Annotated in this window: 13 protein-coding genes; all 13 read left to right on the top strand. The window is 71.0% G+C overall.

Features of this window, described 5'->3' with window-relative positions; translation table 11 throughout:
- Positions 1–4: 4 nt before the first annotated feature.
- The 13 genes from AB0I54_RS44915 to AB0I54_RS44975 all read left to right on the top strand — a co-directional run bounded on the left by AB0I54_RS44915 (position 5) and on the right by AB0I54_RS44975 (position 14,581).
- Positions 5–1,174 (top strand): cytochrome P450, encoded by a 1,170-nt coding sequence (locus AB0I54_RS44915; RefSeq protein ID WP_363302163.1) that lies wholly within the window; start codon positions 5–7, stop codon positions 1,172–1,174.
- Between the two features lie 14 nt (positions 1,175–1,188).
- Entirely contained in the window at positions 1,189–1,425 is a 237-nt protein-coding gene (locus tag AB0I54_RS44920) for a ferredoxin (protein WP_363302164.1), read from the top strand.
- A gap of 183 nt (positions 1,426–1,608) precedes the next feature.
- Positions 1,609–2,127 (top strand): hypothetical protein, encoded by a 519-nt coding sequence (locus tag AB0I54_RS44925; RefSeq protein WP_363302165.1) that lies wholly within the window; start codon positions 1,609–1,611, stop codon positions 2,125–2,127.
- Complete coding sequence (locus tag AB0I54_RS44930; protein WP_363302166.1) at positions 2,124–3,500, top strand: peptidoglycan-binding protein; 1,377 nt, start codon at positions 2,124–2,126, stop codon at positions 3,498–3,500. The genes AB0I54_RS44925 and AB0I54_RS44930 overlap by 4 nt, the downstream gene beginning before the upstream one ends.
- Positions 3,497–4,213, top strand: a complete 717-nt coding sequence (locus AB0I54_RS44935; RefSeq protein ID WP_363302167.1) for an ABC transporter ATP-binding protein — start codon at positions 3,497–3,499, stop codon at positions 4,211–4,213. Before AB0I54_RS44930 ends, AB0I54_RS44935 begins: the two co-directional genes overlap by 4 nt.
- 80 nt (positions 4,214–4,293) lie before the next feature.
- Entirely contained in the window at positions 4,294–5,466 is a 1,173-nt protein-coding gene (locus AB0I54_RS44940; protein WP_363302176.1) for an ABC transporter permease, read from the top strand.
- 295 nt (positions 5,467–5,761) lie between these two features.
- Positions 5,762–7,987 (top strand): aminotransferase class I/II-fold pyridoxal phosphate-dependent enzyme, encoded by a 2,226-nt coding sequence (locus AB0I54_RS44945; protein ID WP_363302168.1) that lies wholly within the window; start codon positions 5,762–5,764, stop codon positions 7,985–7,987.
- Positions 7,988–8,228: 241 nt separating this feature from the next.
- Positions 8,229–9,284 (top strand): 3,5-dihydroxyphenylacetyl-CoA synthase DpgA, encoded by a 1,056-nt coding sequence (gene dpgA, locus AB0I54_RS44950; protein WP_363302177.1) that lies wholly within the window; start codon positions 8,229–8,231, stop codon positions 9,282–9,284.
- Between the two features lie 11 nt (positions 9,285–9,295).
- Complete coding sequence (dpgB, locus tag AB0I54_RS44955) at positions 9,296–9,958, top strand: enoyl-CoA-hydratase DpgB (RefSeq protein WP_363302169.1); 663 nt, start codon at positions 9,296–9,298, stop codon at positions 9,956–9,958.
- On the top strand, positions 9,955–11,262 hold the full coding sequence (dpgC, locus tag AB0I54_RS44960) for a (3,5-dihydroxyphenyl)acetyl-CoA 1,2-dioxygenase DpgC (RefSeq protein WP_363302170.1): 1,308 nt from the start codon (positions 9,955–9,957) through the stop codon (positions 11,260–11,262). The genes dpgB and dpgC overlap by 4 nt, the downstream gene beginning before the upstream one ends.
- Positions 11,263–11,297: 35 nt before the next feature.
- Positions 11,298–12,149, top strand: a complete 852-nt coding sequence (locus AB0I54_RS44965; RefSeq protein WP_363302171.1) for an alpha/beta hydrolase — start codon at positions 11,298–11,300, stop codon at positions 12,147–12,149.
- A gap of 11 nt (positions 12,150–12,160) precedes the next feature.
- Entirely contained in the window at positions 12,161–12,385 is a 225-nt protein-coding gene (locus AB0I54_RS44970) for an MbtH family protein (RefSeq protein WP_363302172.1), read from the top strand.
- Positions 12,386–12,502: 117 nt separating this feature from the next.
- Positions 12,503–14,581 carry an ABC transporter ATP-binding protein gene (locus AB0I54_RS44975; protein ID WP_363302174.1) on the top strand — a complete coding sequence of 693 codons (2,079 nt, stop codon included), beginning with the start codon at positions 12,503–12,505 and terminating at the stop codon, positions 14,579–14,581.
- Positions 14,582–14,672: the final 91 nt, after the last annotated feature.

Consider the following 14,672-nt stretch of genomic DNA (forward strand, 5'->3'; position numbering starts at 1 on the left):
TGCCATGCCGAAGCCACCCGAGGTGCCCGTCCACCGGATCCGGGACGGAGTGGACCCCGTGCCCGAGCTGTGCCGGACGGCCGCGCAGACGCCCCTCGTCCGCGACGACGGGCCCGGGGCCAACGACTGGGTCGTCACCGGCCGGGAGGAGGTGCGCGCGGTCCTCGGTGACGCACAGCGATTCACCACCAGACCGCCGGCGGAGACCGCCGAGGCCTCCCGCCGGCTGGTCGAGCCGGGCAACCTGCTCCAGTACGACCCGCCGGAACACACGCGGCTGCGGCAGATGCTGACGCCGGAGTTCACGGTGCGGCGGATGCGGCGGATGGAGCCGCTGATCGAGAAGATCGTCGAGGACCGGCTGGATGTGCTGGAGCGGGCCGGAAAGCCCGCCGACCTGATGCGGCACTTCGCCCGGCCCGTGCCCGGACTGGTCGGCTGCGCACTGGTCGGCGTGCCCCGGGACGACCAGGCCGAGCTGGCCCGCACGCTCGACATCCGCTCCTCCGGCCGCGCCAAGAGGAACATCCAGGCCATGAAGGCGTTCAACGCCTACATGGTCAGGATGGTGGCGCAGCGCCGCCGCGCGCCGGGCGACGACCTGCTGAGCATGCTGATCCTCGGGCACGGCGAGCAACTGGACGACAGGGAACTGGGCGGTGTCTGCGCCTCGCTCGTCGCGGGCGGCTTCGAGAACGCCGCCGAGATGCTGGCGCTGGGCACCCTCGTACTCCTTGAGCACCCCGATCAGCTTCAACTGCTCAGAGAGCGACCGGAGTTGATGGACCGTGCGGTGGAGGAGCTGCTGCGTCACGTCTCGGTCGTCTCCACCGCCTCACCCCGCACCGCGCTCGCCGACGTGCTCATGGGCGACCAGGTCATCAAGGCCGGAGACCTTGTGGACGTCTCGCTCTTCGCGGCCAATCGCATCCAGCCGCCGGGCGCGCCGCCCGACCGGTTCGACGTCACCCGCGAACAGACCAACCATCTCGCGTTCGGCCACGGGATCCACTTCTGCGTGGGCGCGGCCCTCGCCAGAATGGAGCTGCGCATCGCCTATGCGGCACTGCTGCGCCGCTTCCCGGATCTCCGCTTGGCCGTCCCGCTCGGCGAACTGCGCTTCCGCCCGCTGGCCCCCCAGTACGGCCTCGAAGCCCTGCCCGTCACCTGGTGAGAGGAGAAGAGAGGATGGAGGTACGGGTCGACCGCGACACCTGCCTGGGCACCGGCCAGTGCATGATGGCGGTGCCGGAGGTCTTCGACCAGTCCGAGGACGACGGCAAGGTGCTCCTGCACACAGCCTCTCCCGGTCCCGGGCAGGTCACGGCGGTACGGATGGCGGCCGCCAGATGCCCGGCCGGCGCGATCACGCTACGGCACGACGACGAGCGCACGAAGCAGCCCAGCGCCTCCGAGGCGAGCTGAAACGGCCCGCGCGCCCCCGCCCCGGTGGATCATCGGAGGACGGGGGCGCAGCCATGTCTGCCCACGGGACTTCGCCCTCGTCGGGAGCCCGGGACTTTGTGCCCGGCGTGTGACCGCCCGACCCGTAGAACTTGGCCCATGTTCACGACACGCAAGCGAGTCATCTCGCAGACCTTAGTGGCCATGTCCGCAGTCATCCTCGGGTTTGGATTGAGCGGCTGCTCCGGTGAGTCGGAGGCGCAGACCAATGACAAGCCCAGCTCCTCCTCGTCCACTTCCGGTGCCGACCAGGCCGTGGCCTTCGCGCAGTGCATGCGCGAGAACGGCGTGCCCAAGTACCCGGACCCGGAGCCGGACAGCAACGGCCGCGTCCGCATCGGTCCCGGCAGCGGCGTGGACCCGAACTCACCGGAGTTCCAGAAGGCGATGTCGGCCTGCCGCGACAAGATGCCGCAGGGCCAGGGCGGACCCAACGGCGGCACCGTCGACTCGGCGAAGGCCGCGGAGTGGGCCAAGTGCATGCGCAAGAACGGTCTGCCCAAGATGCCCGACCCCGAGATCAACGGCAACGAACTGGTCGTGAACGTCGGCGACTCCGGCATCACACCCGGTGACCCCGCGTTCCAGAAGGCGCAGCAGGCGTGCCAGGACAAGTTCCCCGGCGGCATGCTCAGGCTCTCGGGTCCGGGCGGTCCCCAGTGACGTCCGAAGGCACGCACGAGCTGAACCGGGCAGGCGGTGAGCGCGGCGCCCTCGAACTCCACGAGAACGGCGAGGCGGCGCGCGAGACGTCCCAGGCGCTCGCCGCGCCGGGCGACGACGGCACGCTTGCCGTCGCGGACGACGGCGGGGGCGGTGAGGGCGGCGACGAGGCTCCGGCGCCGGCCGCTCGCCGGCCGCGCCGGCCCGCCCGGCTCGCGATGATCGTGGTCATCGCCATTGCGGTCGCCGCGGCGGCCGGTGCCGCCGCCTCGGGCGCCTTCGGCGGTGACGGTGGCGGGTCCGTCGCCGCGGCGCCGTCGGGCCCGCCGGCCACGGCGAAGGTGAAGCGCACCACACTCACCAGCACGGAGACCGTCGACGGCAATCTCGGCTACGGCGACGTGACCACCGTCAAGGCCCCGGGCTCCGCAGGCGGGAGCAGTGGCAGCAGCGGTGGCGGTCAGCCCTCGCAGGGCGACGGCTCGGCAGGCAGCGGCACCTCCGGCGGCGGCTCCTCCTCCGGGACCGTCACCTGGACGCCGAGCGAGGGCGACGTCATCAAGCGCGGCAAACCCGTGTACAAGGTCGACGAGGAGTCGGTGCCGCTGTTCTACGGATCCGTGCCCTTCTATCGCCCCCTGAAGGACGGTGTGGAGGGCGACGACGTCAAGGTCCTGGAGCAGAACCTCGCCAAGCTCGGCTACACCGGATTCACCGTCGACGACGAGTACACCTCCGGCACCGCCGACGCCGTCAAGGAGTGGCAGAAGGACCTGGGCCGGGACGAGACCGGCGTCGTACAGCCCGGCGACGCCGTCGTGGCGTCCGGCGCACGACGGGTCTCCTCCGTGGACGCCTCACCCGGCGACCAGTTGAGCGGCACCGTGCTGTCCTGGACCGGAACCGAGCGTGTCATCACCGTGGACCTGGACGTCCAGTACGAGGGCCTGGTCCACAAGGGCGTCAAAGCCACCGTGGCCCTCCCCGACGACACCACGGTCGATGCCGAGGTGACGGACGTCGGCAGCCCGACCGCGCCCGCCAACAAGGACTCCTCCGGCAGCGGCAGCGACTCAAGCGACAGCAAGACGCCCACCCTGCCCGTGGAACTGAAGGTCAAGAACCAGCACGATCTGGGCAGTTACCAGGCGGCCGGCGTCGACGTCACCCTGAAGTCGGAGACCCGCAAGAACGTGCTCGCCGTCCCCATCAACGCGCTGGTCGTCCAGCCCGGCGGGCAGTACTCCGTGGAGGCCGTCACGGACAAGGGCGTCGAGTACGTCGCGGTCAAGACCGGCATGTTCGCCGACGGCCTGGTCGAGGTGTCCGGCAGCGGCATCCACGAAGGGATGGAAGTGGGGGTCCCCAAGTGACCCGACCCATCGTCGATCTGACCGGGGTCTCCAAGACGTACGGCGACGTGGTCGCACTGCACGCCGTCGACCTGGTCATCCAGCGCGGCGAACTGCTCGCCATCGTCGGCCCGTCGGGCTCGGGCAAGTCCACGATGCTCAACATCATGGGCACGCTCGACCGCCCGACGGCCGGCACGGTGCGCATCGACGGCCACGACATCGACGACCTCAGCGACCGCGAGCTGTCCGCGCTGCGCGCGGGCACCATCGGCTTCGTCTTCCAGCAGTTCCACCTCGCGCCCGGAGTCCCGGCACTGGACAGCGTCGCGGACGGACTGCTCTACAGCGGCATGCCGCGCTCCGAGCGCCGGCGGCTGGCGGCCCGCGCGCTGCGGCGGGTGGGCCTCGGCCACCGGCTCTACCACCAGCCGCACCAGCTGTCCGGCGGCGAGAAGCAGCGGGTGGCCATCACCCGGGCCGTGGTCGGTGACCCGCCGCTGCTGCTCGCCGACGAACCGACCGGTGCGCTGGACTCCCGCTCCGGAGCGACGGTGATGGCGCTGCTGCACGAGCTGCACAGGTCAGGGACGACGGTCCTGGTCATCACCCACGACCGCGACATCGCCGCGTCGCTGCCCCGCGAGGTACGGGTCAAGGACGGGCGGATCGAGCACGATTCCGGACGCCGGCCGATACCGCTCGCCCGCGTCACCGAGGAGGTTGCGGGATGAGCGCGCTGGACATCACGAACAAGCCCGAGGGGGCCGACGGCCCCACGGCACCTGCGCCCTGCCGGCCCAAGCCCGCCCGGATGGGGTTCGCGGACGTGGTGCGGGTCGGCGGCTCCGGACTGCGTTCGCGACCCATGCGGGTGTTCCTGTCGGCGCTGGGCATCGCGATCGGCATCGCCGCCATGGTGGGCGTGGTCGGCATCTCCAGCTCGTCCACCGAGAACCTCAACCGCCGCCTCGCCGCCCTCGGCACCAACCTGCTGACGGTCACCCCCGGCCAGACCCTGGCCGGCGACTCCGCGCACCTGCCGGAGGAGTCCATCGGGATGATCGCCAACAACCCGTCCGTCGAGTCGGTGTCGGCCGTCGGCAAGACGACGGCCAAGATCTACCGCAACGACCACATGCCGAAGGAGGAGACCGGCGGCCTCAGCGTCAACGCCGCACGCCTGGACCTGCTGAAGTCCATCGGCGGTGAGGTCGTCGACGGTCAGTGGCTCAACAAGGCGAGCAGCCGCTACCCGGCGGTGGTCCTCGGGTCCCACACGGCCGAGCAGCTGGGGGTCTACCGGGCGGGATCCGACGTACGGGTCTGGCTCGGCGGCCGCTGGTACACCGTCGTCGGTCTGCTCGCCCCCAACGAACTGCTGCCCGCGATGGACTCCGTGGCCCTGGTGGGCTGGCCCATCGCCGAGAAGCAGCTGGACTTCGACGGCTACCCGACGACGATCTACACGCGCGCCGACGAGTCCGCCGTCACCGACGTCCAGGGCGTACTCGGCGCCACGGCCAACCCGGAGAGCCCCGGCGAGGTAGACGTCTCCCGGCCCTCCGACGCGCTGGCCGCCAAGGAAGCCACCGACGACGCGCTGAGCGGCCTGCTGCTGGGCCTCGGCGGCGTGGCGCTGCTGGTCGGCGGTGTGGGCGTGGCCAACACCATGGTCATCTCCGTCCTCGAACGGCGCGCCGAGATCGGGCTGCGCCGCTCCCTCGGCGCGACCCGCGGCCAGATCCGCACCCAATTCCTGTCCGAGGCACTGCTGTTGTCCGGCCTCGGCGGCGTCGGTGGCGTACTGCTGGGCATCGCGGTCACCGGCGGCTACGCCGCCTACCAGAACTGGCCCTCCATCGTGCCGGTCTGGGCGATGGCGGGGGGCGTCGGGGCCACCCTGGCCATCGGCGGACTGGCCGGCTTCTATCCGGCCGTACGAGCGGCCCGGCTGCCTCCGACCGAGGCGCTGGCCGCCCACTAGACCGCGGTGCTCCTGCCGGAGTGTCCCCCCGTGCGCGGGAGCACCGCTCCGTCCACGACTCCGGCCGTGCCGTCCAACCGTGCGCTTTTCACGGTTGGACACCCGGCCCACGCCTTTCACGGAGTTCACGATTCCGCTGAATTGAGTCCCCCACAAGAATAAGCAGGAACTGTCCCCCGTCGCACGGGTGCTGTTGCGTTCCGGTGAGTTGGACGCCGTTGTAGACACGCGTCGCTCATGGAAATCTAATCACCGGAAAGCCAACGCAATTGGCCGCTGCTTGTGGGGGAAATTCATGGCGGTACGGGGGGCCGGCGGGACGACGTCGGCATGGCATGGCAAGGCCCGCGTGCCGCACGAGTTCCTGGCCGAGCAGGAGCGCGTCTGGGCGGCCAACCGCGAGGCGCTGTCCCGGGCCGGGCTGCGCCAGGGGACGTCGGGCGCGATCGGCCGGCCCGACACGGCGACCAAGATCCTCGACCGTACGTGGGCCGCGCCGCTGGCCGTCGGGCCCTTCGCCGCGCCGACCCGTCCCCAGGACGAACTCGCCCTGGTCGAGACGGCAGGCGCGGCCGGTCTCCCGGCCGTCGTCAGTGCGTACGGCGCACGCGAACTCCCTGACCTGACAGCGGCCGCCGGCCCCGCCACCTGGCTTCGACTCCACGGCGTGGGAGACCGGGAGACGGCCCTGGGCCTCGCCCGACGCGCGTCGGCAGCCGGGTTCGGCGCACTGCTGGTGACACCCGATCACCTCGGCCTTTCCGCCCTCACGGCAGTACGCGAGGTTGCTGGACTTCCGCTGCTCACCGCAGGCATCGACACGGCCGCGGACGTCGTACGCGCGCTCGACGCGGGCGCCGACGGTGTCGTGGCCGCCTCCCTGCACGCGCTGCCGGAGATCGCGGAGACCGTCGCGGGCCGTTGCCCCGTCCTGCTCGACGGTGGCATCCGGCGCGGCGCCGACGTGCTGGTGGCCCTCGCCCACGGCGCGGACGCGGTGCTGCTCGGCCACCCGGCGGTGGCCGGACCGCTCGCCGCCGGACCCGAGGGCCTGCCGCGGGCCCTGGACCGCCTCGTCGCGGAACTGGCCGAGGCCATGGCGTTCACCGGGACCGGCACGGTCGTCGGCGTCCGGCCCGAGGTGGTGGCCGGACCGGGCACCGCGCCCGCGACTCGCTCCGCGCGTCCGGAGCCTTCCGCGGCCGGGCCGCAACCGGAGCCCGCGGCGGTCCTGCGCAAGGCGGATCTGCACGCCAGCGTCTCGGACCCGGTCCTGGACACCATGAACTTCCTCAACGAGGTGACGTTCCGCTACCCCGACGCGATCTCCTTCGCGCCCGGCCGCCCCTACGACGGATTCTTCGCCACCGAGCAGATCTTCACCCACGTCCGCGGCTATCTGGACCACTTGGCCGAACAGGGCGCCACGGAGCAGGACATCCGTACCGTCATGTACCAGTACGGCCCGACGGCCGGCCGGATCCGCGAGATCCTCGCCGACTCCCTGCGCGTCGACGAGGGCATCGACGTCCCCGCCGAGTCCCTCGTGGTGACGGTCGGCGCCCAGGAGGCCATGCTGCTCGTGCTGCGCGCACTGATGGCGCGGCCCGAGGACGTGCTGCTGCACGCCAGCCCCTGCTACGTGGGCATCACCGGCGCGGCCCGGCTGCTCGACATCCCCGTCCATGGCGTCGAGGAGCGCCCGGACGGGCTCCACTGTGCCGACGTCGAGGCCGCGATCCACGAGGAGCGTGCCCGGGGGCGCCGGCCCCGTGCCTTCTACGTGGTCCCCGACCACTCCAATCCGTCCGGGACCACGCTGAGCCTCGAAACCCGTACCGAACTGCTGGAACTGGCCGACCGGCACGGCATCCTGATCCTGGAGGACAGCCCGTACCGGCTGGTCAGCCCCGGGCCGCCGCTGCCGACACTGAAGTCGCTCGACCGGGCGCGCCGTGTCGTGCACCTCGGCTCGTTCTCCAAGACCGTCTTCCCCGGGGCCCGGGTCGGGTTCGTCGTCGCGGATCAGCGGGTCGTGGACGAGGCCGGCCGCACCGGACTGCTCGCCGACGAACTCGCCAAGATCAAGAGCATGGTGACGGTCAACACCTCGTCCCTCGGCCAGGCCGCTGTCGCCGGCACCCTGCTCGCCGCCCGGGGCCGGGTGTCGGAGCTCAACTCCGGCCCCGCCGCGTACTACGGCGGCGCCATGCGCGCCACGCTCGAACAACTCGACCGGCGCCTGCCCGCCGCCCGCAGGGAGACCCTCGGCGTGCGGTGGAACAGGCCCACCGGCGGACTCTTCCTGCGGGTCGAGGTGCCCTTCGAGGCGGACAACGCGGCCCTGACCCGGTCCGCGGAGGAATTCGGCGTCATCTGGACGCCGATGCGCAACTTTCATCCGCACGGCGGCGGTCGGCGCGCCCTCCGCCTGTCCACCAGCTATCTGACGCCCGAGGAAATCGAAGAGGGCATCGGGCGGCTCGTCCGCTTCATCGAAGCGGAAGCAGAGGCGTCCTGACACGTATTCGCACACCTACCCGTACGCGTATCCGTACCAATTCGCGATCGATTCAGAAAGGCATGCACGTGATCAGCGTTCGTGTCACTCGGCGGCGACGGCTGTTCAGCAAGCCGCGAATGTGGGGTTGGACTTTCCGATGACCGTCAATGTTGCAATTCCTGAAGCGCCGGAAGCGGATCTGCTCGGGTCCCCGGTCCCGGTGGGCGTGCGCCTCGACCCGGCCGCAGCCCGTCCGCGGATGATCGGCGTCGGTACGGCAGCACCCGCCACCTCGTACACACAGCAGGAGGTGCTCGACGCCTTCGCCATCACCGATCCCAGGATCCGCTCGGTCTTCATGAACAGCGCGATCGAGCGCCGGCACCTGGTCCTGCCCCCCGAGGACGAGAAGGGAGTGCGGATCTCGGAGCCGCAGGGCGATCTGCTCGACAAGCACAAGCGGTCGGCGGTCGAGATGGGGGCGGAGGCCCTGCGGGCCTGTCTGAAGCGGGCCGGCGCCGAGCTGTCCGACCTGCGCCATCTGTGCTGCGTCACCTCCACCGGCTTCCTCACCCCCGGGCTGAGCGCCCTGCTCATCAAGGAACTGGGCATCGACCGCCACTGCAGCCGCTCCGACATCGTCGGCATGGGCTGCAACGCCGGCCTGAACGCCCTCAATGTGGTTGCGGGCTGGTCCGCCGCGCACCCGGGCGAACTCGCCGTCGTACTGTGCGCCGAGGCGTGCTCCTCGGCGTACGCCATGGACGGGACGATGCGCACCGCCGTCGTCAACAGCCTCTTCGGCGACGGCGCCGCCGCCGTCGCGCTGATCAGCCAGGGCGGCCGCGGACACGGCGGATCGGCCGGCGGCGAGGGTCCCGGCATCCTGAAGTTCGCCAGCTGCATCATCCCCGAAGCGGTCGACGCCATGCGCTACGAGTGGGACCGCGACCAGGGCAGGTTCAGCTTCTATCTCGACCCCCTCATCCCGTATGTGGTCGGAGCCCACGCCGAGATCGTCGTCGACCGCCTCCTGGAGGGCACAGGCCTGCGCCGCAGCGACATCAGGCACTGGCTGGTGCACTCCGGCGGCAAGAAGGTCATCGACGCCGTCACCGTCAACCTCGGGCTGACCCGGCACGACGTACGCCACACCAGCGGTGTGCTGCGCGACCACGGCAACGTCTCCAGCGGCTCGTTCCTGTTCTCCTACGAGCGGCTCCTCGACGAAGGCGTCACCAGGCCCGGCGAGTACGGCGTCCTCATGACGATGGGGCCCGGCTCCACGATCGAGACGGCGCTGGTCCGATGGTGAGCGCGGAGGGTGTGAGGACTGAACCGCTCACGCTGGTGGTCGACGGGACCCGGCCGCCCACGGCCACGACGGTCGCGGCACTGGCCTCCCTCTGCGACGAGGCCGAGGACCGCGGCGGCGGCATCGTCTGCGTGCAGGTGTCCGGCGCCCCCGGCGACGACTGGGCCGACGGCCTGGACGTGATGCTGGTGAGCAAGTGGGAGCGCGCCCTGCGCCGACTGGAGCGACTGCCCGCGGCGACGGTCGCGGTGGCCCGCGGTGACTGCGGCGGCACGGCGCTGGACGCCTTCCTCGCCGCGGACATCCGGGTGGCCACGCCCGGCATGCGGCTGCGCCTACCGCACGACGGCGAGGCCACCTGGCCGGGCATGGCCGGCTACCGCCTCGTCCGGTTCGCCGGCGCCGCCCGCATCCGCAAGGCCGTGCTCTTCGGGCTGTCGCTCGAAGCGCCGGAACTGGTGTCGCTGGGCATCGTCGACGAACTGGTCGTCGACCCGGCGAGCGCGGTGGCCGCCACGGCCGGGCTGGTGAGCGGCCTGTCCGGCAAGGAGATCGCGATCCGGCGGCAGCTGCTCTTCGACGCCGCGACCACGAGCTTCGAGGACGCGCTGGGCACCCATCTGGCGGCCTGCGACCGCCAACTGCGCACGATCGCCGCCAAGGAGGCCTCATGACCGCCGTACGGGTCGCCGAGCAGACCGTGTTGCGTGTGCCGCCGGGCGTCGGCGAAGCGACCGCACGCGTGGCGGAGCTGGTCGCCGCCCTGCCGGAGCCCGCCGAGCGAACGCCCGCACAGCGGGCCGAGATGGCCGCGGCGCACAACGTGGCCCGCACCGAGCGGGCCCGGTTCCTGGACCGGCATGCCGAGGCCGTCTACGACGAACTCACCGACAACCGCTCGGTGTTCCTGCGGCTGCCGGAGCTGGTCGAGGCCGCCGCGGACATGTGCCCCGGCCTGGTGCCGACGGCAGCGCAGCTGGCGTCCGAGCGCACTCACCGCCAGGCCGGCAAGGAAGGCTACGAGATCGACCAGGGGATCTTCCTCAGGGCGGTCCTGCGGTCGCCGGTGGCCGGTCCGCACCTGCTCGACGCCATGCTGCGGCCCACGCCGCGGGCGCTGGAGCTGCTGCCGGAGTTCCGTACCACCGGCCGGCTCGAACTGCGCTCGGTGCGGCTGGAGCGGCGCGACGGCGTGGCGCATCTGACCATGTGCCGGCAGGACTGCCTCAACGCCGAGGACGAGGCCCAGGTCGAGGACATGGAGACGGCCGTCGACATCGCGCTGCTCGACCCGGACGTGTCCGTGGGCGTGCTGCGCGGCGGGGAGATGACCCACCCCCGCTACCGCGGACGGCGGGTGTTCAGCGCGGGCATCAACCTCAAGAGCCTGCACGCCGGGGACATCTCACTGGTCGGCTTTCTGCTCCGCCGCGAAATCGGCTACATCCACAAGCTCGTGCGCGGTGTGCTGGTCGACGAGGCGGCCTCCTGGCAGTCGCCCACGATCGAGAAGCCGTGGGTCGCCGCCGTCGACACCTTCGCGATCGGCGGCGGGGCCCAACTGCTCCTCGTCCTCGACCATGTGGCGGCCGCGTCGGACGCGTACTTCACCCTGCCGGCCGCCCGCGAGGGCATCGTGCCGGGCGCGGGCAACTTCCGCCTCGGCCGGGCGCTGGGGCCGCGCGCCTCCCGCCAGATCATCCTCCAGGGCCGTCGTGTCTTCGCGACCGAGCCGGACGCGCGGTTCCTGTTCGACGAGGCCGTGGAGCCGGAGGAGCTCGACACCGCCGTGGCCCGGGCCGCGGACCGGCTCAGTGCGCCGGCCGTGGTGCCCAACCGCAGGATGCTGCGCGTCGCCGAGGATCCGCCGGAGGACTTCCGGTGCTACATGGCCGAGTTCGCGCTGCAACAGGCGCTGCGTCTGTACGGCGAGGACGTCATCAGCAAGGTCGGCAGGTTCGCGGGGCACGCCGGGTGACCGAACCCGGCGGCGGATGAAGGGGGGTACAGGACATGCCGGTTGCCCGCATCAACGGGATCAACCTCGGCTACGACGACCACGGCACGGGGGATCCCGTCGTGATGGTCACCGGCACCGGGGCGCCGGGCCGGATGTGGCGCACCCACCAGGTGCCCGCCCTCAGGGCGGCGGGCCACCGGGTGATCACACTCGACAACCGGGGCATCCCGCCGAGCGATCCGTGCCCGGACGGATTCACGCTCGACGCCATGGCGGCGGACGTCGCCTCGCTCATCGACCACCTCGGCATCGGTGCGTGCCGGGTCGTGGGCTTCTCGCTGGGCGCCGTCGTCGTCCAGGAACTGCTCGTGGCCCGACCGGAGTTGGTGCGGCAGGCCGTGCTGATGGCCACCACGGCCAGAGCCGACGCCCTCACCGACGCCATGACGGCCGCGGAACTGGAGCTCTGCGACAGCGACATCAAGGTCCCGCCGCGCTACGCGGCCTACGTACAGGCGCTGCAGAACCTCTCGCCCGCCACGCTCAACGACGAAGCCCGGCTGCGCGACTGGCTCGACGTCTTCGAGATGTCGATGGTCGACCTCGCGAGCGTACGCGGACAGCTGGCGCTCCAGATGATCCCGGACCGGCGGCCCGCGTACCGGGCCATCGCTTGTCCGTGCCTGGTGATCGGATTCGGCGACGACCTGGTCATGCGGCCCCATCTGGCGAGAGAGGTGGCCGACGCCATCCCGCGGTGCCGCTACACCGAGATCGCGGGGTGCGGCCACTACGGATACCTGGAGAAGCCGGAAGCGGTGAATTCCGCGATCGTCGACTTCTTCGCCGCACAAGACACGTGTTTCCCACGGCATTTGCGCACACTCCGTGCGACAACCATCTGACGGGAGTGACCATGACCAACCCCTTCGACGACGAGAACGGCTCCTTCCTGGTGCTCGTGAACGACGAGAACCAGCACTCGCTGTGGCCCGCGTTCGCCGAGGTACCGGCGGGCTGGCGGACCGTCTTCGGCGAGAGCAGCCGCAAGGAGTGCCTCGACTACATCGAGGAGAACTGGACGGACATGCGCCCGCAGAGCCTCATCGACGAGATGAGCAAGTACGAGACAGCCAACTGAGCCGGCCCGTCCCGACAGGAATCCCGAGACAGGACAGAGGTGGTATCTGTGGCCATGATGGGTGGCCCGGGACCGGTGTTGATCCACGGGGAAGGGCCGGAGACGCCCTCGGGCAGGATGCGGGTCAAGCCCGGCACGGCGAAACGGATCGTTCCCTACGCACGGCCGTACCGCGGCGTCATCGGCGCTCTTCTGGCCATTACCACGCTGAACGCCGGCATCACCGTGGCGATGCCGCTGATGTTCAAGTACCTCATCGACGACGGAATCGCCGACCACGACAAGTCCGTCGTCGTGTGGATCGCCGTCGCGGTGGGCGTACTGGCCGTCGCGGCGGCCTTCCTCGCCTACGCGGAGTCCTGGTTCTCGGCACGGGTGAGCGAGGGCCTCGTCTACGACCTGCGGACCCGTGTCTTCGACCACGTGCAGCGGCAGCCGATCGCGTTCTTCACCCGGGCCCAGACCGGCGCCCTGGTGAGCCGGCTGAACACCGACGTGGTCGGAGCCCAGCAGGCGTTGACGAACCTGTTCGCCACTGTGGTCTCCGCAAGCCTCACCCTGGTCTTCGTCCTCGTCACGATGTTCTATCTGTCGTGGGAGATCACCGTCATCTCGCTGTTGCTGCTGCCGTTCTTCGTGCTGCCGGGCAGGATCGTCGGCCGCCGACTGCAACGGCTGCTGCGCCGGCACATGCAGATCAACGCCGAGATGGGCTCGATGATGAACGAGCGCTTCAACGTCACCGGGGCGCTCCTGGCGAAGCTCTACGGCCGTCCCCACAGCGAGACGCGGCTCTTCGCCGGGCTGGCGGGCCGGAGCCGGGACGTCGGAGTACGCAACTCCGTGTCCATGAAGATGCTGTTCATCACGAACATGCTGGTGATGTCGCTGGCCACGGCCGTGGTCTACGGCTTCGGCGGGTCGATGGCCATCGACGGCGCGTTCCAGATCGGCACGCTGGTGGCGATGGCCACGCTGCTCACCCGGCTGGGCGCGCCGATCGGCCAACTGTCCAATGCCCAGGCGGATGTGATGACCGCGCTGGTCAGCTTCGACCGGCTCTTCGAGGTGCTCGACCTCAAGCCGCTGATCGCCGAGAAGCCGGACGCGGTGGCACTGCCGTCCTCCGCCGCACCGGGGGAGAAGGCACCGGAGATCGAGTTCGGCAACGTGTCGTTCCGCTACCCGAAGGCGTCGGAGGTCTCGCTGGCCTCCCTGGAGTCCATCGCGATGCCGACGCGGGAACGCGACAGCGACGCATGGGTGCTGCGCGACCTGAACTTCACGGCGCCCGCGGGCAAGCTGACCGCGCTGGTCGGCCCGTCGGGTGCGGGCAAGACGACCATCACCCACCTGGTGCCACGGCTCTACGACCCGTTGGAGGGCACCGTCCGCATCGGCGGCCACGACATCCGCGACCTGACGCTGGAGTCGTTGCACGACACGGTCGGCATGGTCACCCAGGACGCGCACCTCTTCCACACCACGCTGCGGGAGAACCTGCTCTACGCCCGCCCGGAGGCGACCGAACAGGACATGATCGAGGCGTGCAGGGCGGCGCAGATCTGGGAGCTGATCGAGTCGCTGCCCGACGGGTTCGACACCGTGGTCGGTGACCGCGGCTACCGGCTGTCGGGCGGGGAGAAGCAGCGCATCGCCATGGCCCGGCTGCTGCTGAAGGCACCGCCGATCGTGGTGCTCGACGAGGCCACCGCACATCTCGACTCCGAGTCGGAGGCGGCCCTGCAGCGGGCGCTGAAGTCCGCGCTGGCGGGCCGGACCTCGCTGGTGATCGCACACCGGCTCTCCACCATCCGGGACGCCGACCAGATCCTGGTCATCGACGACGGGCGGGTCCAGGAACGAGGCACGCACGACGAGTTGATCGCGCGGGGCGGCCTCTACGCGGAGCTGTATCGCACCCAGTTCTCGCGACACGACGACGCGCCGCTGCCGGAGCCGGCGCCCGAGCGCACTCCCGAACCCGCCGGCGCCCCCGGGCCGGGCTACCACCACTTCGGTCCGGGGGCCGGTTCGCCCGACCTCAGCCGGGCCGTTCCCGGCGGGCCTCCGCCGATCTTCCATCACCACGGTCCGCCCCCGGGCGGCGGCCCGGGCGATGCCGACGGCGCCGGTCCCGGCGGCCCCGGGCCGGTCCATCACCACAACGGACCGCCTGGGCCTCGCAAGAGGTGACGGCACGGGACGACGAGAACGGCACACGACCGTAAGGCAGAACCGACGTGCCCGCGGCGGGGGAGCCCCGCCGACGTGCCCGCGGCGGGGC

It is taken from the genome of Streptomyces sp. NPDC050625 (genome assembly GCF_040654755.1).
GTDB lineage: Bacteria > Actinomycetota > Actinomycetes > Streptomycetales > Streptomycetaceae > Streptomyces.